This window comes from Lacinutrix algicola (assembly GCF_001418085.1).
GTDB lineage: Bacteria > Bacteroidota > Bacteroidia > Flavobacteriales > Flavobacteriaceae > Lacinutrix > Lacinutrix algicola.
The window spans coordinates 104,387-125,200 of record NZ_LIQH01000027.1 but is presented as its reverse complement, the minus strand read 5'-3'; the positions used below and the strand labels follow the sequence as shown (position 1 = coordinate 125,200).

Here is a 20,814-nt window from a genome sequence, read left to right as displayed (position 1 = left end):
TATGAAAACTCTTATTTTAGGTTTAGGTCAATCTAATTTTTTAGATCAATTGTATGGTAATGTAAAAAAAATAGAACCAGATAGTCAATTTTATTTAAGTAATTATTTTAATATTTCAAAGCCTGAAAGCGCTGATTTTCCTAATATATATGTCGACAATTTAGATTTAAAATCAATTAAAATTAGTAGGTCAAATCTTTACATTTATGCCATTAAATTTATATTTTCTCTATTAGCAATTCAAGTTATATATTTTGAATTAAAACAAAAAAAATCTTATAAAGAGATTAAGCAAGTGATTATCAAATTTATTCTGTCTAAGTATGTGTATACCATGCATATAGAACCTATGGGTTTCGATATATATCATTTTCATTATTGTATTCCAAAATTTTTAATGTATTCCTTTTTTATGCCAAAAAAGGCAAAAATAATTATGAGTTTTTGGGGATCAGACTTAATGAGAAGACAAAATAATTATAATTCCTTTTATGTTAATAAAGCATTAAAAAGAGCGAAAATTATAACAGTCCAAACGCCAGAGTTGGCAGAAAAGGTGAGAAAAAAATATGGAAATGAAGTAGCTAATAAAATTGAATCCCTTCGATTTACAATTAGTACCGATATTTACAATAATATTAATGCACTGTTATTAGATAAATCTAAACGTGAAGCATTTAAAGAGAAATATTTATTTAATACAGATAAAATTGTTGTTGCATTAGGTCATAATGCCCACAAAGAGAATAATCATATAAAAATGATTGATGCTATAAAAAAAATGCCAAAAGAATATTTAGACAAATGTGTCTTTTTAATTCATTTGGGTTATGGGATTAAAGAAGAATACATTATTGAATTAAAGAGAGCAATAAATGAAAATAATAACATTTCGTTTATTCTTTTAAAAGATTATTTAGATCCAGAAAATATAGCATTATTAAGAATATGTACTAATATTTTAATTCAAGCACCAGTAAGCGATGCACTTAGTGGCGCAATGGTAGAAATTATGTACGCAGGCAATACTGTTATAGCAGGAGATTGGTTACCATATAATATTTTAAAAAGAAATAATATTAAATATTATACTTTTAATACTTTTAATGTCTTGCATGAAACTATAAAAATAGCTTTAGATAAGCTAGAAAGTAACCGTTTTGAGTTTGCTAATAACAAAATTGAAATTGAAAGATTTTTATTTCCAGAAACAACTACAAAAGAATGGATAAAATTATTTAAAACAGTTTAAGTTTTTGCAAATGAAATTAAAGGAAAACCAAAATATTCTAATAAATGTTCTAACACGAACATCTAATCGTCCTTTTGGTTTCTCAAATTGCCATAACTCTGTTGTAAATCAAACCTATAAGCATGTTAAGCATATTGTGTCTTACGACAACGAAAAAGATTTAGATTACCTTAATTTATATAATGTAGAAAAAGTTAAAGTAAATAAGGATATTTCTATTACTAAACACAAAGAAGGTTATATATATGCACCTTACAATTTATATTGTAATGCATTATTAAATAAAGTAACCGAAGGTTGGGTTGTGTTTTTAGACGATGACGATAACTTATTGCATAATAAAGTTTTAGAAGATATTGTGTCTCAAATTAGAAAAGGAAATGAAGACACTCTGTTTATTTGGCAAATGAGATATCCAAATGGAAGAATTTTACCAAGTAAAGCACATTTTAAGAGTAAAGAAATTAAAATTAATGGCATTGGTTCTTGTTGTATGGTTTTTCATTCTAAGTATAAAAACGAAGTGCAATGGGATGAGTGGAAAGGTTCCGATTTTAGGTTTATAGAAGCATTATCTAAAGTTGTACCTAATAAGAAATGGATAGAAAAAGTATATACCCAAATTAATAATTTTGGCGATTTTGGTAAACAAAATGATATTTCAAAATCTATAACTAATAATAGAATTTATAATAAAAACATACTCTGGTATTTTTTGCCAAAATACCATCAAACTATTTTTGGTATTAAGGTTTTTAGGAAAGAAACATACTCTAGTTTTTTTAAAAGAGTTAAAAATAAAATTGGACTTTAATAAATATGAGAATTAATAATTTCGATTTTTTAAGGTTTGTATTTGCGACATTAGTTTTGGTATCGCATTCTTATCCTTTGTCTATTAATAATGGAGAAACAGAATGGTTACTTAAAATAACAAATAATCAAATAAGTTGGTCGTCAATTGGTCTAGCAGGATTTTTTAGTATTAGTGGTTATTTAATTTATCAGAGTTTACAACGCAGTAAAAGTCTTATAGATTATTTCTGGAAACGTATTTTAAGATTGTTTCCTGCCTTAATAGTCGTACTCTTATTAACTGTGTTTTTAGCGCCTTTTGTTTACGAAAGCAATGTTCCATATTATAAAAATGGTTCTGCTTACTACTATTTTTTCAGAAATATTTCTCTTTATAATTTACAATATAGTATAACTGGTGTTTTTGAGAACAATCCATATCCAAAGGCTATTAATGGTTCATTGTGGACTATTTGTTATGAATTTACTATGTATAGTTTACTCGCCTTTTTTTATTTTGTTAAAACAAAAACGAATCTTATTAAGGTGTCTACTTTGGTAGTTTTTATAGCAATGTATGTTGGTTATAATTTTTTTATGGATAATTTAGGAGGTATTAGTGTTTTAGGAATGTATGGTAGTTCCTTTTTAAAATTATGTACTTATTTTGTGTTTGGTAGTGTTTTAGCAATGTTTAAAATTGAAAATTTAAAATATAAAAACATTGTTTTTTGGTCAACATTAGTGCTTGTTTTAGTCGCTGTATGGTTTGATTTTTATAAGCTTGTAACTCACTTTACGCTTCCAATTATTATTTTACTTTTTGGTTTAAAACCATTAGCATACTTAAAGAATTTTGGTAAATATGGAGATGCATCTTATGGTATTTATATTTATGGATTTCCTATACAACAAACCTTAATGTATTATTTTGATTTTGGGATAATGGCTTTAATGTTTTATTCCATTTTGCTATCTTTCATTTTCGGATATTTATCATGGCATTTAATAGAAAAAAAGGCATTAATATATAAGAAACTATTTCAACCTAAAACTTTAGAATGCTAGCAATCGTAATACCATATTACAAATTATCTTCTTTCGAAGCCACTTTAAAATCTTTGGCACTGCAAAGCGACCAACGCTTTAAAGTTTATATTGGTAACGATGCGAGTACAGAAAATCCAGAAACACTTTTAGATACTTATAAGTCGCAATTAGATATTGTATATCATAAATTTAGTACAAACCTTGGTGGTACTTCTTTAGTAAAACAATGGGATAGATGCATTAATTTAATTGCAGACGAAACATGGCTCATGATTTTAGGAGACGACGATTATTTGGGAGAACATGTAGTAAAGACTTTTTACGAGCAATACAATAGTTTTAAAACTAAGGCTAACGTGGTTAGGTTTGCATCGCAAATGGTGTTTGATACTACAAATACTAAGTCTAAAGTTTATACACATCCAGTTTGGGAAGATGCGATCACGTCTCACATGAGAAAATACGATGGCGCTTCTAGAAGCTCATTATCCGAGCATATTTTTAAAACAGAATCTTATAAAAAACAAGGTTTTGTAAATTATCCTTTAGCTTGGTTTAGTGATGATAAAGCATGGATAGATTTTAGCGAAAACAAACCTATTTATACCATAAACGATAGTATGGTTTATATTAGAGTTTCTAATGAAAGTATTTCTGGTAAAAAAAGTAATATTGGCTTAAAACAAGAATCTGCAATTCAATTTTATAGAAATGTAATTGATGAGAAGTCTCAGGAATATCCTAAAGCTTTAAGACTTAGATTATTTCTTATTTATGAAATAATTATTAAGCGTAAAAGAAAATTAGTAAAACAAGAATGGCAGTTTTTATTTAAAAAATATGTTCAGAACTTTAGTCTTATTCCATTTTTAAAATTAATAAGGAGAATTTTAGTTTCTAAAAAGTAATATGTCAACAATAAAAAAGATAACACATAGTGTTTGGGTATTTTTAAAAAGCGTGCAGCGCTTTTTAAGGAACACTTTTGTCTTTATTAGATGGCGCATTAAGTTTACAGTTAATGGTGTTTTAAATCCTATTTTTAATACAACAGTAAAAGCGCAAAACAAAGATTATAAAAGTATTCCTATTGTTATTATTAGTTTTAATCAATTAGAATATTTAAAAAAACTAATTACTTTTTTACAAGAACGTCATTTTAAAAACATAGTAATAATAGATAACGTGTCTACTTATAAACCACTTTTGGACTATTATAAAACAATAGAAAATACGGTTGATGTTTTTAGAAACACTAAAAATGAAGGCCATCGTGTGTTCTGGAAAAACAAAGAGATTAGTAAAAAGTACGGAAAAGGTTATTATGTGGTAACAGATTCTGATATTGTACCAAATACAAATTGTCCAGAAGATTTTTTATTAAAATTTAAAGCCATTTTAGAGCAAGATAAAAAGCTGTCTAAAGTTGGCTTTAGTTTGCAAATAGATAATATTCCAGATACTAATTTACATAAAGAGAAGATTGTAAAGTGGGAAAAACGCTTTTGGGAACACACAAATAAAGACGGTCATTTTATAGCAGAAATAGATACCACATTTGCTTTATACAGACCATTAAATCAATTTGAATACAACTATTTTTATAAGTCTTTAAGATTAAAGTCACCTTTTATAGCAATGCATGGCGGTTGGTATATAGACCATAGTAATTTAAATAACGAACAAGAATACTACATGAAAACAGCAAGCAAATCTGCATCATGGCGAGTAGATAATGCAGGAGAATTAGTAGGAGAACATTATAAATAATAGTATTTTAAATTTAAGTTAATGAACGTAAGTGTAATTTTTGTAAACTATAACACATCGCAACTTACTCAAGATGCGATACAATCTGTTTACCAAAAAACAAAAGGTATAACCGTAGAGGTTATTGTGGTAGATAATGCTTCGGTAGATAACTCTGTAGAAGCTATAAAAACTGCTTTTCCAGAAGTTACACTTATTGCTAATAAAAAAAATGTAGGTTTTGGTCGTGCTAATAATATTGGTATGCAAGTGGCTAAAGGCGATTATTTCTTTCTGCTAAATACAGATGCTTATTTAATTAATAATGCTATCGAAATTCTTTTCAACTTTATGGAAGAAAAGGAAAACGCATCTGTTGGTATTGCTGGTGGACATATGTTTAGAGAAAATGGGAATAATTGTATATCATCTGCAAATTTTCCTAATTATAAACTATTTGTAAAAGGTAGTTTTTGGAAGCATTTTTACAAAAAAACCTTTTATATAAACGAAGTACCAAAAGCTGTACAACCAAGAGAAAGTAACCCTTACCAAGTAGATTATGTTTCTGGTGCAGACTTTTTTATAAGACGTTCTGTTATTGATGAAATTGGCGGATTTAATAAACGTTTTTTTCTGTATTATGAAGAAACCGAATTATGCTTAAGATTAACACGAAAAATAAAAGATTCTAAAATTATGATTGTACCAAATGCACATGTAGTTCATATTGGTCAAGGATCAGACACAGCAGGTGTTAAAAGTAGAAAGTTTAAAATGATTTTTCTAAAAAGTAAGGCAACTTATTTTTCTATTCAAAATGGTATAATGGCTGGTCTTTTTGTTTACATAACAGGTCTTATTAATATTTATTATCATAAACAATAGAATAAACAGACATGAAGTTTAAAGTAATTTTATTGAAATTATTGAAGTATACTCCGTTTTCATCGCTTAAAGTTATGATTATGAGAACGGTTTTTGGTTATAAAATTGGTAAAAACGTCTCTATAGGCAAAGCTTATATAAATTGTAAAAACGTAACTATTGGTGATAATGTAAAAATAGCAAGCAATAATAATTTTATATGCAAAACCTTAATAATAGGAGATAATACCATGTTCCATTCTAAAAATAATATTGTTGGCAATGGTGTTTTTAAAATTGGAGACAATTCTAGAGTCATAAATAATCATTATTTCGATGTTTGGAATAATATTACAATAGGTAACAATACATGGATTGCAGGAAAAAATTCTGAATTTTGGACACATGGTTCTATACATACACAAACAGGAAAGAATTTAGATATAGAAATTGGAGACGATATTTATATAGGCTCTTCTTGTAAATTTGCGCCAGGTGTTAAGTTATCTTCTATAAATATTATAGGCTTAGGTAGTGTTGTAAATAATAGTTTTAAAGACTCTAAAACTATTATAACAGGTAATCCAGCAGTTGTGGTTAAAAATAATATAGACTGGAGAACCAATTGGTAATTTTATGTTAGAAAATAAAAAAATATTAGTTGTTGTAGAGTCTATAGATATTAATGCTACAAGTGGAGCAAAGGCTAATGTTGCGTTAATAAACACATTGCTTTTATGTAAAGAACAAGTTACTGTGCTTCATTACACTCGAAAAACTATTAATATGCCTTTGGCTAATTGTGTTGCTATTAAAGAAAGAAAACTAAGTTTAAATTATTTATTAAGTAGATCGCAACGCATATTTCAACGAAAGACGAAAATTAATATATCTAAATTTTTAGAAAATATTTTTGGGCATTCTTTTACTTTTTTTAACGACTCGAAAAGCATTCAAAAGGCAATAAAAAAATACTATACTAATCACGATTTAATTATAACATTAAGTCAAGGCGCTAGTTTTAGACCACATAATGCCATGCTTAAATTACCAGAATTACATAGTAAATGGTTGGCTTATGTTCATGACCCTTATCCTTTTCATTTATACCCAGAACCTTATAATTGGACAGAAGCAGGTTACAAACAAAAAGAATACTTTTTTAGAAAAGTTTCTGAGCGTGCAAAGTATTCAGCCTTTCCAAGCCAGTTGTTAAAAGAATGGATGGGACAATTTTTTCCTAATTTTATAGAAACAGGACTGGTAATACCACATCAACAATTAAAAGTAGATGTTTTAGAAGAACTAGGCGTGTATAATGCGTTTGTAGATGATGATAAATTTACACTGTTACACGCAGGAAATTTAATGAAACAACGCTCACCATTCTTTTTAATAAAAGCCTATAGAACGTTTTTAGAATTAAACCCAAAAGCGAAAGATAATTCGGTATTATTACTAATAGGTCCAGCAAGTTATCATCAAAAAGAAATAGAAATTGAGCAGCAAACACTCTCGCAATTACAATTACATTTAAAAAATGTACCATTTAATGTCGTAAACACTTTACAGCATAGAGCAACTGTTAATATTATTTTAGAATCAAAATCTAAAATCAGCCCATTTTTACCTGGTAAGTTTCCACATTGTGTATTTGCAAATAAACCTATATTAGCTTTAAGCCCTAAACGAAGTGAAACTAGGCATTTGTTGGGCGATGCTTATCCATTTGTTTCGGAAGTTGATGATGTTGCATTAATAGCGTCAAAGATAGAAACGCTTTATTTAAATTGGGTGCAAAAAAAAGAGGGAAGTTTAAACCGTCCAGATCTTGAGCATTATTTAAGTACAGATTATGTAAAAACAGTTTTAAATAAAATAGACCACAATAATTAATGAAAGTATCCATTTTAATAATATCTAAAAATCGAAAAGCAGATTTGCATTTCACCTTAAATAGGTTGAATACTTTAATCGATAAGTCTATTCATGAAGTTTTAGTACTATTAGATGGATGTGAAGACGATTCTAATATGCTTGTTAAACAATTACCTTGGGTAAATTGGACTGTGTTAAATAAAAGTATAGGAGCATCTGCTGCACGAGAAATATTATATAAAAAATCTCAAGGTGATATATTAATAGGCTTTGATGATGATGCACATCCTTTGCAAAATAATTTTATTGAAATTGTTGAAGACCAATTTAATAAAGATGAAAGTATTGGTGTTATAGCTTTTCAAGAAATAAAAGGTATTTATAAAAATGATAGTGAAGCATTAGCCTCTAAACCTAAAAAACAATTGCATTATTTATGTAAAGAATTTGTAGGTTGTGGTTTTGCTATAAAAAAAAGCACCTATTTTAATACCAGAGGTTTTCCAGTTTGGGTAGATATTTATGGAGAAGAGTCTTGTGTATCCATAGAAGTTATTGCCAATGGTGAGAAAATTTTATATACAAATAACATTTCGGTTAATCATCGTGTAGACATGGCAGCACGAAAAAAAGCAGGGAATAATTATTTTAGATTTGAAAAGCAATTAAAGAATACCTTATTTTATTATCTAGTATATTATAAATACCCAGCAATTAAGATTTTAAAATTAATATATCATAACTTTTTTAAGTACGCGATTAAGGATTTTAGTTTTTTTAAAGGTTTTGTATTTGCTATATCTCAAGCGATATTTAAATTCCCAAATGTTTTAAAATACAGAAAACCAATAGCAACAAAATTTATAGAATTAAAAGACAAATTACCGTCACCAATATTTTATTAAAACAATTGTAATTTGAAGTAAAATTTAAAAATAAATAATGAAAAAAATTTTAAAAAAAATATTAGAAAGATTTGGATATAGAATTGTAAAGAATAGTGATTATAGTATTCAAAATGAAAATCCCTTTTTAGCTACAAAAGACTTTTTTAATACAATAACACCTGTTGTTTTTGATATTGGTATGAATCATGGTCAAACCATTAAAAAAATTAAAACCGATATTCCAAATGCTATTATTCATGGTTTTGAGGCTAGTAAATATTGTTTTGAAATAATTAAAAAAAATATAAAAACCCAAAAAGGTATTAACCTAAATAATCTAGCTGTTGGAGATGAGGTTACTAAATTAGAATTTAATGAATATTCTTGGGATGCCATGAATTCCTTTTTAGAACGTGCTTATGGTAGCGCAAAAATTGTAGATAAATATTTAGTAGACGTTATAACAATAGATAAGTATTGTGAACAAAACGCAATTAAAAATATCCACTTATTAAAAAGTGATACTGAAGGTTTTGAACTAAAAGTTTTAAAAGGAGCAAAACAGATGATGAATAATAATGCAATTAAATTTATTCACATTGAGTTATTTTTCGATTTAAATTTTATTGGACAATCAAGTGTTGGAGAGATTTTTAGTTATTTAGAGAAAAATAATTTTGTTCTGGCAAAGTTTTACGATTTTAGTAACACAAAAGAAGGACTAGCATCAAAATCTGATGCCTTATTTATAAATTTAAAATTTGATGACGCATTGTAAACAACATATTTTTATTGATATAAGAGTCGTGATTTTTGCTGTTTTATTTTAAATAGCTAACCTTAATTTAAAATAGAAAAAACTAAAATGAGAATCGAACAACTTACTTTTACTAGGTTTGTCGCAGCACTTTTAATTGTTGTTTTTCACTTTGGAAGTGGAGATTCATATTTTAATAGTGAATACATTCAATTTTTATTTAAACAAGCCAATGTTGGAGTAAGTTACTTTTTTATACTTTCTGGATTTGTAATGATTATAGCATATCATAAAAAAAATAAAATAAATTTTATTGATTACATGATAAGTAGATTTGCTAGAATTTATCCAATGTATCTTATTGCTATATTGTTGTTGTTAGTGCTTTCTATAATCTCAAATAAAGTTAATTATTTAGATGTGTTTTTAAATATATTCATGGTACAAGCATGGATACCTGGTAAAGCATTAGCTTTTAATATTCCAGCTTGGTCACTTTCTGTAGAGTTGTTTTTTTATCTATTGTTTCCATTCTTATTCAATAGGTTTTATTCTAAAATTAGTTATAATAAATTAATTATACCAATACTTTTATTTTGGCTTATAAGCCAATTGCTATTTCATTATTTCAATTATCAAACAACGTTTACTTCCTTTTTTTACAATACATACGATCTAAATTTTCATCCAATTTTTCATCTTAATGAGTTTCTAATTGGTAATCTTGCAGGACTCTATTTTGTAAAAAAAGGAAATAAAACTAAAAATTATGATTTTCATATTATTGGTTTAGTTACACTAGTATTAATAGCTTTAAAGTTTCCTATTGGACTTAACTTTCATAATGGCTTTTTAGCTATACTATTTGTACCAATTATTATATTATTATCTCTTAATAATGGCTTTTTAACTAAATTATTTAATAAAAAAGGCTTTATTTTTTTAGGAGAAATAAGTTATGGCTTATATATACTTCAGTTTATTGTTTGGGTTTATGTAAGCGATTATAGATTAGAAAAGTATTTTGGCTTAGATAAAGCCGAAGATTTCTTATTTTGCTTCTTTTTAAGACTATTAATACTTATTGGCTTGTCTGTTATAAGTTATCTATACGTTGAAAAACCGATTAGAGATAAAATCAAGTATTATGCTCAGAAAAGAAAAAAAGTGATAAATTAAAATAACTTATAGAGAACATTATATGGATTCTTATAAAGAAATATCAGGAAAGACAATTGGCGATGACTCTTCATTATTTATAATAGCAGAAATAGCACAAGCACACGATGGTAGTTTAGGAATGGCACACGCATATATAGATGCTGTTGCAAAAACAGGAGCAAATGCGATTAAGTTTCAAACACATATAGCTGAAGCAGAGAGTAGTATTCATGAGCCTTTTCGTATAAAGTTTTCTAAGCAGGATAAAACACGTTTAGAGTACTGGAAACGCATGGAGTTTACGCTAGAGCAATGGCAAGAAATAAAAGCACATTGTGATACCGTTGGGCTAGAATTTATGAGTTCGCCTTTTAGTAATGCAGCAATAGATTTATTAGAGAAAGTAGGTGTAAAACGTTATAAAGTAGGCTCTGGAGAAGTAAATAATTTTCTATTACTAGAAAAAATTGCACAAACAGGAAAGCCTGTAATTATATCTTCTGGAATGAGTTCTATAGAAGAGTTGGATGCTACTGTAGATTTTTTAAACAAAAGAAACGTAGACTATTCTATATTACAATGCACAACGTCTTATCCAACCAATGCTAAACAGTATGGTTTAAATGTGATTCAAGAATTGAAAGCACGTTATAAAGTGCCTATTGGTTTTTCAGACCACTCTTCATCAATAGAAGCCTGTATTGCAGCAACTGCATTAGGCGCTGAAATTTTAGAGTTTCATGTGGTGTTTAATAAAGAAATGTTTGGTCCAGACGCTAAATCTTCTTTAAATTTTGAAGAAACAACACAATTGGTAAAAGCAGTAAAAAATATTAATACAGCACAAAACAACCCAATAGATAAAAGTAAAAACGAACAATTTATAGAATTAAAGCATATTTTTGAAAAATCATTATCAGTAAATAGGGATTGTCCAGAAGGACATGTGCTAACCTTCTCAGATTTAGAAGCTAAAAAACCAAAAGGGTTTGGAATTAATGCTAGCGACTATGAAAGTGTAATAGGTAAAGCTTTAAAGCACGAATTAAAGCAATGGGATTTCTTAAATTTAAAAGATTTTAAATAAACTAAATATGGCTAGAAAAATTTGTGTTGTTATAACAGCAAGACCGTCTTACAGCCGAATAAAGACAGCATTAACAGCAATAAAAAACCATTCTAAACTAGAGCTACAATTAGTTATTGCAGGTTCTGCTTTATTAGGTAGATATGGAAATGCTATAGATACTATTGAAAATGACGGATTTGAAGTTGCAGAAAAAGTCTTCATGGTTTTAGAAGGTGAAAACCCAACAGCTATGGCAAAAACAACAGGCTTAGGTGTTATGGAATTGTCTAATGTGTTCTATAAATTACAACCAGACGCTGTAATTACTATTGCAGATCGGTTTGAAACTATAGCAGCTTCTATTGCTGCAGCTTATCAAAACATACCTTTAATTCATATTCAAGGAGGAGAAGTTACAGGTAATATAGACGAAAAAGTAAGGCATGCCAATACTAAGTTAGCAGATATTCATTTGGTAGCATCTCAAGACGCTTACGAACGTGTTATAAAAATGGGAGAGCGACCAGAAACTGTTTTTAATACAGGTTGTCCATCTATAGATTTAGCTTTAGAAATTAAACAAAACTCAAAATTAGATTTCGATCCTTTTAAAAAATATGGTGGCGTTGGAGAGCTTATTAATTGGGAAGATGGCTATATTGTTGTTATGCAACATCCTGTAACTACAGAGTACAAATCTGCAAGAGAAGATGTAATAAAAACCTTAGAGGTTGTAAACGAATTAAATATGCCTACTTTTTGGTTTTGGCCAAATGTAGATGCTGGATCAGACGGAACGTCTAGCGGAATAAGAAGTTTTAGGGAAAATAATCAACCCAAAAACATTCACTTTTTTAAGAATATGGAACCTAACGATTTTTTAAAACTATTAGTTAATAGTCAATGTCTAATCGGTAATTCTAGTGTTGGTATTAGAGAATGTTCTTATTTAGGTGTGCCAGTTGTAAATATTGGAACACGCCAAAATAGAAGACAACGTGGTAATAATGTTACCGATGTTTCTTATGATAAAGACAAAATAAAAGCAGCAATATTAGAACGTATTGCGAATAAAAATATTACTTCAGAATCTATTTATGGAGATGGAGAAGCAGGTGTTAAAATTGCTGAAACATTAGCAAATGTAACTTTAGAGTTTCATAAAACCATTACATATTAATATGAGAATTCTAGGTATTATACCAGCTAGAGGCGGATCTAAAGGCATTCCTGGTAAAAACATTAAAATGTTAGCCGGAAAACCTTTGTTAGAATATACTTGGGAAGTGGCTTCAAAGAGCAAGCAACTTTCAAAAGTAATATTAAGCACAGAGGACGATGCTATTATTAAAGTTGGTAACGCTTTAGGTATTACTATTCCTTTTAAAAGACCTTCTAGTCTTTCCGAAGATAAATCGCCAACTTTAGGTGTTATTCAACATGCATTAGAGTTTTACAAAGCCAAAGGCGAAGTTTTTGATGCTGTTTGTTTGCTTCAAGTTACAAGTCCATTTAGAACGGTTGCTTTTTTAGATAAAGCAATAGAGACTTTTATACAAGCAAAAACAGATGCATTAGTATCGGTTTTAGAAGTACCTCACGAATTTAATCCACATTGGACGTTTAAAGCCAATGAAAATAATGAGTTGCAAATAGCTACAGGAGAAAAACAAATTATTAGTCGCAGACAAGATTTGCCAAAAACTTACCATCGAGATGGTAGTATATATTTAACAAAAATAGATGTAATATTAAAAGGTAATTCTTTATTTGGAGATTCTATTTCTTATGTCGTTTCAAATAGAGAAACACATGTAAATATAGATACTATTGAAGATTGGGAGAAAGCCGAAACCATTTGTAAAACCAAGTTTTTATAACTGATGAAAAAAATAGGAATAGTTATAACTGATGGAGTAGGCTATAGAAACTTTGTTTTAAGTAATTTTTTAAATGAAGTTTCTAAAGCATACACTAGTGTTGTTATATATTCAGGGTTACCAAAGGAAAGTTATAATGTTGTAACACTGCCCAGTAATATTGAAGTAAAAGAATTAGAAATCTTTACAGAAGGAAATAGAACATGGTTTTATAGAAAGCTTAAAGAGGTAGCACACATGACGCTTCATAAAAACTATTATGGTATAAATAACAATCTAAAGCGTGGCTATCCAAAGAAGAATACTAAAAGAGGTTTATTAATTAAGTTGGTTTATAAAATTGCTGGTGTTTACCATTCAGAAAAAGCCATTAATAAATATGAACGCTTGCAGTTTAACTCCTTTAAAAATGATAAAGTAACAGCAAATTATAAACGTTTTTTAAAAGAGGATAAACCAGATATATTATTTTTCACGCACCAAAGACCACCTTATTTAGCACCTTTAGTGTATTGTGCTAATCTTTTAAATATTAAAACATCTTCGTTTATTTTTAGTTGGGATAATTTAGCTTCTAAAGGAAGAATGATGGGTAGCTTTAATAGCTATTTGGTATGGAGTGATTTAATGAAAAAAGAATTAGAATATTTTTATCCAAATACAAAAAAGGACAATATTAAAGTTATTGGTACACCACAGTTTGAGCCTTATGTTATGGAGCAATATAAAACAGATAAATTAAGCCTGTTTAAAAAGTTTAACCTAGAGACTTCCAAACGCCTTATTTGTTATAGTTGTGCGGATGCTGGAATAGGAGCTAATGATAGTGTGCATATTACCTCTGTAATGCAATATATAAAGGCCAATCCAGAACTAAATTTACAACTTTTGGTTAGAACATCTCCAGCGGAAGATGGTTTAAGGTTCGAGCCACTAAAAAGTGAATTTCCAGAAATAAAATGGAATGTTCCAAAATGGAAACTGGCCAGAAATAATCATGTAGAATCTTGGTCGCAACGTATTCCTTCTGTCGAGGATGTTAAAGATTTAAGAGCAATATTAGAGTTTTCAGATGTGAACGTAAATATGTGTTCTACAATGGGATTAGACTTTTTATTGTTCGATAAGCCTGTTATTTATACTGTTTTTGGTAATGCGTCTAATGGATTATATAATGATCAATTATTTTTAAACTATGTGCATTTAGAATATGTAATAGATAGTAAAGCAGTAGCTATTGCTAAAGATGAAAAGCAATTACACGCATCTTTAAACGAAGCATTAATACAACCAGAATTAAGAAAGGAAAATAGAGAAGCACTTATTAAACTAGAAATAAGTAAAGCGCTTAAAGGTACTAGTAACCGCATGGCAGAAACATTATTAGAATGGTCGTAAAACAACATATAGCTGTAATTTGCAACTACAAACTACTCGAAAACCGCGTTGGAGGTATGGATTATTTTTTCTGGGCTTTTAATAAAAAGTGTTTAGAAGAAAATATAACTGTAGATTGGTTTTTTCCAAATACTGCAACACATGGTGATTATAACGCGTTTAATATTATAGCAAACGAAAATATTTCAATAGAAGCTTTATTTATTAATCATATAAAAACAAACAAAACAGGGTATTCACATGTTGTAACGCATTTTGTAGAGCTATGTACTTCGTTTTTTGCTGAAATAAAAAAGAACTTAAAGACTCAAGTCATTACTATAGATCATAATCCAAGACCATTAAATGGTTATCCTTTAATTAAAAGAATTAAGAAGAAAATAAAAGGACGATTGTATGCTAGATATATAGATGAATTTATTGGTGTTTCAGACTATACAAGCAATGCTATTTTAAACGATTTTGGTAACTTTTTAAAACCAAAAACAAAAACAGTTTATAATGGTGTTTTAATAGAAGACATTGTGCCAAAAACAGAAGAAAGAGCAAAAACGAATCCTAAGTTTATGGTGGTTTCTCATTTGCGTTTTTCAAAAGGTATTCAAGATTTAATACTTGCTGTAAAAAACTTGCCAGAAGCTTTAAAAAAAGAATTAAGGATAACTATTTATGGAGATGGACTTTATAAAACAGAATTGCTAGACTTGGTAGCTTTGTACCAATTAAATTCTGTGTTTAATTTTAAAGGCAGTAGTGCAACATTAAAAACAACCTATCAACATTACGATTATTTATTACAACCAACTCATATGGAGTGCTTTAGTTTGTCGATTTTAGAAAGTTTGGCCGCAAACATACCTGTAGTAACCACACCAGTTGGAGGTAATGAAGAAGTCGTTACACATGGTGAAAATGGCTATATATTTAAAACGAAAGATACCAATGCGTTAACAACGCTTTTAACAACTTTAATTACTGGAGAAAAAAGTATTAAAGAAAATACGAGGCATCTAATAGAATCTCAGTTTTCTATAGATTTAATGGTTGAGAACCATATTAATCTTTTGAAAAATTAAAAAACAATGCTGTTTAACTCCTTTACATTTCTTGTTTTCTTTATCATAGTCTTTTTAATCTATTGGTTTCCATTAAAGAATAAAACTAAAATTCAAAACATCTTTATACTACTTGTTAGTTATGTTTTTTATGCATGGTGGGATTGGCGATTTTTAATATTAATAATCCTAAGTACTTTAGTCGATTATTTTGTTGGTCAACGTTTAAACATTGAAAAAGAATCTAATAAAAGAAAATGGCTTTTAGCAATAAGTGTATTGTTTAATCTAGGATTACTATGTTATTTTAAGTATTCCAATTTTTTTATAGATAATTGGGTAGCAGCTTGGCAAAGTATAGGTATACAATCTAATGTTACTTCTCTAAACATTATTTTACCAGTTGGTATTTCGTTCTACACGTTTCAGACTATGAGCTATACAATCGATGTCTATAGAAAGGAGCTAAAACCTACCAGTTCAATACTTAAGTTTGCAGCTTTTGTTTCTTTTTTTCCACAGCTTGTAGCTGGACCAATTGAAAGAGCATCGCATTTGTTACCACAGTTTAGTAAAAAACGAACCTTCGATTATAAGTTTGCAACCTCTGGTTTATATCTAATTATTTGGGGATTATTTAAAAAAATAGTAATTGCAGATACATGTGCGACTTATGTAAATACAATATTCGATAATTATGAAAACTTAAATGCTTTAAGTCTGTTATTAGGAGCTATTTATTTTGCTTTTCAAATTTATGGAGATTTTTCAGGGTATTCAGATATTGCCATTGGTTTATCAAGACTACTAGGTTTCGATTTAAAACAAAACTTTAATAAGCCTTATTTTTCTAGAAATATTGCTGAGTTTTGGAGACGTTGGCACATTTCATTATCTACTTGGTTTAGAGATTATCTATACATTCCTTTAGGAGGAAGTAAAGGATCTAATGTCCTTAAAATAAGAAACGTATTTGTTATTTTCTTAGTAAGTGGCTTTTGGCATGGAGCAAATTGGACTTTTGTTTTTTGGGGATTATTAAACGCATTCTATTTTTTACCTTTATTATTGCTTAATAGTAATAGAAAGTATTTAGATACTATTCAGGTTGGTTTTTCTAAAAAGGGCATTGTAACTTTTTTTAATATAGGGACTACATTTTTATTAGTAACATTAGCTTGGGTATTTTTTAGGGCAAATACAATAACAGACGCTTTTGGTTATTTAAAAAGATTAGTTGTTAATCTAGATTTTTCATTTCAATATTTAGCAATAGAACGTTATAACTTTGAAGCACTATTATTGTTACTGTTTTTTATTTTAGTAGAATGGTTTTCAAGAGATTATGAGCATCCTTTTACAGGTAGATATAAAAAGGTGTTTGTATCGCTTATTATATTTTTAATTATTGTTTTGGGTGTGTTTTCGGAACATTCAAACTTTATATATTTTCAATTTTAGATGAATAGATTTATTAAAAATTGTTTATTAATTACTCTAGGAATAATTACTGTATTGTTTCTGCTAGATTTTATGTACACCAAAGTGTATAAAGCTGCTTTTCCAAGAAATAAAACACAACACATTTTAAGTCTTAAAGAAGGAAAAACAATAGATTATGTGTTTTTAGGAAGCTCAAGAGTCGAGAATTTTATAATGCCTTCGTTAATTGAAGATGTAACTGAAAAAGAAGCTATAAATTTGGGTACTCAAGGCGCTAAACTTGATGATATGAATATTTTCTTAAGACTTTTAATAGATAGAAAAGTAAAGATCAAAAGACTTTTTGTACAAGTAGATTATATTTATAATTTCGAAACTAGTTCAGATATTGTGCGTTCTCAAGCATTGCCTTATATAAGAAGTAATAAAATTATTAAAGACTATATGAAAAGGGTAGACTCTAACTTTTTTAAAAATTATTATATCCCTTTTTACAGGTACGCAAGTAATGATTATAGATTAGGGTTTAGAGAGTTTTTTACATCCTCAATCGACAAAAAATCAAAAATAGATTTTAATGATGGTTTTGTTCCTCTTTTAGGTTCTATTACTGGAGGAGAAAAGGAAGTAGGGAATTTACCAAAAACAATTATTGAAACGAATAAAAGTCTTTTAGAAATAGATTCATTATGTGTTGCTAATAATATTAAGGTTAGTTATTATTGTGCACCTTTTTGTTCAGGATTAGTGTCTAATAATTACCTTTCTAAATTAGAAACAAAATTACCTAATTTTAAAGATTTTTCTCAAGTAATAGATAAGGATAGTTTATTTCAGAATTGTGGTCATTTAAATAAAGATGGAGCTAAAGTTTTTACCAAGCATTTTATTAAAGCATTAGATTTATGAAAATAGCATTCTTAACACCTGAGTTTCCTCATGCCAAATTAGGGCATTCTGGAGGTATTGGTACAAGTATAAAACACTTGGCTGTTGCATTATTGAAGCAAAATCATAAGGTCTCTATTTTAGTATATGGGCAAAAAGAAGATGGTTTTTTTAGTGAAAATGGCATAGATATATACAAAATAAAGAATCCAAAATTTAAAGGCTTATCTTGGTATTTAACCAAGAAAAAAATAGAAAAACTAGCAATTAAGTTACATAGAGAACAAAAAATTGATATTATTGAAGCACCAGACTGGACAGGTATTGCTTCATTTGTAAAACCTTCCTGTCCAATAGTTATTAGGTTACATGGTTCAGATACTTATTTCTGTCATTTAGATAATAGAAAGGTAAAAGCTGTAAATAAATATCATGAGCGAAAAGCTTTAAAAGATGTTAGTGGTATTATTTCGGTAAGTGCATACACAGGAGAGTTAACCAATAAATTGTTTGGGTTAAAACGTGAGTTTACAGTAATTCATAATGGCATTAATCTAGAAATGTTTAGTCCAGAAGCTATTGCAAATAAAGAAAGTATAATCTTATATTTTGGAACATTAATAAGAAAAAAAGGACTTTTAGAATTGCCTTATATTTTTAATAAAGTTAATGAAAATCATCCAGAAGCAAAACTAATATTGGTTGGTAAAGACAGTCCAGATATTAAAACTCAAAGCAAATCGACTTGGCAACTAATGCAAACTTTATTTACTAAAGATGCATTGGCAAAAGTTGAATATGTTGGAGTAGTACCTTATTCTAAAATGAGAGCACATATTGAGAAAGCAACACTTTGTGTTTTTCCTACTTTCGCAGAAGCATTACCTGTGTCTTGGTTAGAAGCTATGGCATTAAAAAAGCCTATTGTAGCTTCAAATATTGGTTGGGCAAAAGAAATAGTTGATGATGGAGAAGATGGTTTTTTAGTACATCCTAAAGCACATAAGGATTATGCTAATAAAATTTCAGAACTTTTAGAGAATGAAACTTTAAAGGAGGAGTTTTCAATAGCAGCAAGAGAGAAGATAATATCAAAATTTAGTTCAGAAATTGTAGCAAAACAGTCTGTAGACTTTTACAAAAAAATAGTAGATGCTCATTCTTTTTCATAAAAATAATAGTGTTGTTGAGATTATCGACAATACAACGCAAAAGGTTATAGCGCTTGAAGAGAAAGAGCCTATGAAGGCCTTGTTTTTCCTTGCGTCAAAGTATAGCACTCGTATTATCGCTTGGTGTGATATTTTAAATAAAAATAACATGAATGTAGAGGCTGTAAAGTCTTGTTTTACTTCAACAAATGTTATGGTTTCTAATGGTAATTCATCTTATTTAGGAAATAGTATTGGCTATGTTGAAGATTCACTTTTTATTAACGTTAATAGAAGAATAAAATTTCCTACTTGGCTAATGCATAATAATTGTGGTGCTATTTATGGAGAAAGTTTATTGCTATTTAAAAAACATATAAACTACAAGTACAGCTTTAATTATAATTTGAATAGTATTGCGAAATTAGGAATGACTAATGGTTTGTTTTGTTATTTTTCTCCAGAAATTATTAAAAAAAATGATGAAGAACACCTCGATGAACAAGCGAGTGCTTCGGAATTGTTTCAGTTTGTAAAAGAGCACTATAGAACACGTTGGACTTTCTTATTATTTTTAAATATATTAATTTTCGAAAAGAAGGTTTTATTCTTTCCTTTAATGAAAAGTTTATTTTTTAAAAAGAAGACATTTAATAATGTAATAACTTCTAAAGCAGATGCTACTAAATTAAAAGAGAATGCTTCTGTTTCTGTATTAATACCAACATTAGGAAGAGCTAAATACCTGTATGATGTGTTAAAAGATTTAACCTACCAAACACTAATACCAGAAGAAGTAATAATAATAGAGCAAGACGATAGCGAGATTGCAAAAACAGAACTAGATTATTTAAAAACTAAAAATTGGCCATTTAAAATAATTCATAAACTAATATCTCGAACAGGAGCATGTAATGCCAGAAATATGGGTTTAAAGCTTATCTCATCAGATTATGTATTTCTTGCAGACGATGATATAAGATTTAATAAAAATATGTTAGATAATGCGTTAAGTTTTATGCAAATAAACTCTCATGATGCTATTACATTAAGTTGTTTAAGAGAAAATGAGATAGAAAAATGTGTTACACCTATACAATGGCCTTCTTTTGGGTCTGGATGTAGTATTGTAAAAATGAACGCTATTAAAAAGGTGAATTTCGATATGGCTTTTGAACATGGGTTTGGTGAAGATTCAGATTTTGGAATGCAACTTAGAAATAATGGAGTGGATATTATCTATTTTCCTGTTGTGCAATTAAAACACTTAAAAGCACCAGTAGGAGGTTTTAGAAAAAAGCATATACATGATTGGGAAAAAGAATGTTTAACACCTAAACCATCACCAACGGTTATGCTTTATAATTTAAAATATAAAACAGAGGAACAGTTAAGAGGTTACAAATTAACGTTGTTTTTTAAATTTTATAAAAGGCAATCAATTAAGAATCCATTTAAATATTATAGTACATTTAAAAAGCGTTGGAATATTAGTAAAACATGGGCAAACAAGTTAAATAAAGTAAATTTTTAA

General features: G+C 28.4%; 20 protein-coding genes. All 20 read left to right on the top strand.

What is annotated here, in order from left to right; translation table 11 throughout:
* Position 1 precedes the first annotated feature (1 nt).
* On the top strand, positions 2–1,252 hold the full coding sequence (locus ASC41_RS04275; protein WP_055435400.1) for a glycosyltransferase family protein: 1,251 nt from the start codon (positions 2–4) through the stop codon (positions 1,250–1,252).
* 10 nt (positions 1,253–1,262) lie between these two features.
* Positions 1,263–2,066 (top strand): glycosyltransferase, encoded by an 804-nt coding sequence (locus tag ASC41_RS04270; RefSeq protein ID WP_055435399.1) that lies wholly within the window; start codon positions 1,263–1,265, stop codon positions 2,064–2,066.
* Between the two features lie 5 nt (positions 2,067–2,071).
* Positions 2,072–3,115 (top strand): acyltransferase family protein, encoded by a 1,044-nt coding sequence (locus ASC41_RS04265; RefSeq protein ID WP_055435398.1) that lies wholly within the window; start codon positions 2,072–2,074, stop codon positions 3,113–3,115.
* On the top strand, positions 3,109–4,005 hold the full coding sequence (locus ASC41_RS04260; RefSeq protein ID WP_055435397.1) for a glycosyltransferase family 2 protein: 897 nt from the start codon (positions 3,109–3,111) through the stop codon (positions 4,003–4,005). Before ASC41_RS04265 ends, ASC41_RS04260 begins: the two co-directional genes overlap by 7 nt.
* A 1-nt stretch (position 4,006) precedes the next feature.
* Positions 4,007–4,867: a glycosyltransferase gene (locus tag ASC41_RS04255; RefSeq protein ID WP_055435396.1), complete on the top strand. Its 861-nt coding sequence runs from the start codon at positions 4,007–4,009 to the stop codon at positions 4,865–4,867.
* A 21-nt stretch (positions 4,868–4,888) separates the two neighbouring features.
* A complete protein-coding gene (locus ASC41_RS04250) occupies positions 4,889–5,734 on the top strand; it encodes a glycosyltransferase family 2 protein (RefSeq protein WP_055435395.1) in 846 nt (281 codons plus the stop codon).
* A gap of 11 nt (positions 5,735–5,745) precedes the next feature.
* Complete coding sequence (locus ASC41_RS04245) at positions 5,746–6,345, top strand: acyltransferase (protein ID WP_152971412.1); 600 nt, start codon at positions 5,746–5,748, stop codon at positions 6,343–6,345.
* A gap of 4 nt (positions 6,346–6,349) precedes the next feature.
* On the top strand, positions 6,350–7,609 hold the full coding sequence (locus tag ASC41_RS04240; RefSeq protein WP_055435393.1) for a glycosyltransferase family protein: 1,260 nt from the start codon (positions 6,350–6,352) through the stop codon (positions 7,607–7,609).
* On the top strand, positions 7,609–8,496 hold the full coding sequence (locus tag ASC41_RS04235) for a glycosyltransferase family 2 protein (RefSeq protein ID WP_083477136.1): 888 nt from the start codon (positions 7,609–7,611) through the stop codon (positions 8,494–8,496). The genes ASC41_RS04240 and ASC41_RS04235 overlap by 1 nt, the downstream gene beginning before the upstream one ends.
* A gap of 37 nt (positions 8,497–8,533) precedes the next feature.
* On the top strand, positions 8,534–9,256 hold the full coding sequence (locus ASC41_RS04230) for an FkbM family methyltransferase (RefSeq protein WP_055435391.1): 723 nt from the start codon (positions 8,534–8,536) through the stop codon (positions 9,254–9,256).
* An 87-nt stretch (positions 9,257–9,343) separates the two neighbouring features.
* A complete protein-coding gene (locus ASC41_RS16580) occupies positions 9,344–10,414 on the top strand; it encodes an acyltransferase family protein (RefSeq protein WP_083477135.1) in 1,071 nt (356 codons plus the stop codon).
* 22 nt (positions 10,415–10,436) lie between these two features.
* Complete coding sequence (locus ASC41_RS04220) at positions 10,437–11,483, top strand: N-acetylneuraminate synthase family protein (RefSeq protein WP_055435390.1); 1,047 nt, start codon at positions 10,437–10,439, stop codon at positions 11,481–11,483.
* A 7-nt stretch (positions 11,484–11,490) separates the two neighbouring features.
* Positions 11,491–12,645, top strand: coding sequence for a UDP-N-acetylglucosamine 2-epimerase (gene neuC, locus ASC41_RS04215; RefSeq protein ID WP_055435389.1), 1,155 nt, complete (start codon positions 11,491–11,493; stop codon positions 12,643–12,645).
* Between the two features lies 1 nt (position 12,646).
* Positions 12,647–13,345: an acylneuraminate cytidylyltransferase family protein gene (locus ASC41_RS04210; protein ID WP_055435388.1), complete on the top strand. Its 699-nt coding sequence runs from the start codon at positions 12,647–12,649 to the stop codon at positions 13,343–13,345.
* Between the two features lie 3 nt (positions 13,346–13,348).
* Positions 13,349–14,743, top strand: a complete 1,395-nt coding sequence (locus ASC41_RS04205) for a hypothetical protein (protein WP_055435387.1) — start codon at positions 13,349–13,351, stop codon at positions 14,741–14,743.
* Positions 14,734–15,819: a glycosyltransferase family 4 protein gene (locus ASC41_RS04200; RefSeq protein ID WP_055435386.1), complete on the top strand. Its 1,086-nt coding sequence runs from the start codon at positions 14,734–14,736 to the stop codon at positions 15,817–15,819. Before ASC41_RS04205 ends, ASC41_RS04200 begins: the two co-directional genes overlap by 10 nt.
* A gap of 6 nt (positions 15,820–15,825) precedes the next feature.
* Positions 15,826–17,259, top strand: a complete 1,434-nt coding sequence (locus tag ASC41_RS04195) for an MBOAT family O-acyltransferase (RefSeq protein ID WP_055435385.1) — start codon at positions 15,826–15,828, stop codon at positions 17,257–17,259.
* On the top strand, positions 17,260–18,150 hold the full coding sequence (locus ASC41_RS04190) for a hypothetical protein (protein ID WP_055435384.1): 891 nt from the start codon (positions 17,260–17,262) through the stop codon (positions 18,148–18,150).
* Positions 18,147–19,301 (top strand): glycosyltransferase family 4 protein, encoded by a 1,155-nt coding sequence (locus ASC41_RS04185; protein WP_055435383.1) that lies wholly within the window; start codon positions 18,147–18,149, stop codon positions 19,299–19,301. Before ASC41_RS04190 ends, ASC41_RS04185 begins: the two co-directional genes overlap by 4 nt.
* Positions 19,282–20,814, top strand: coding sequence for a glycosyltransferase family 2 protein (locus ASC41_RS04180; RefSeq protein ID WP_055435382.1), 1,533 nt, complete (start codon positions 19,282–19,284; stop codon positions 20,812–20,814). The genes ASC41_RS04185 and ASC41_RS04180 overlap by 20 nt, the downstream gene beginning before the upstream one ends.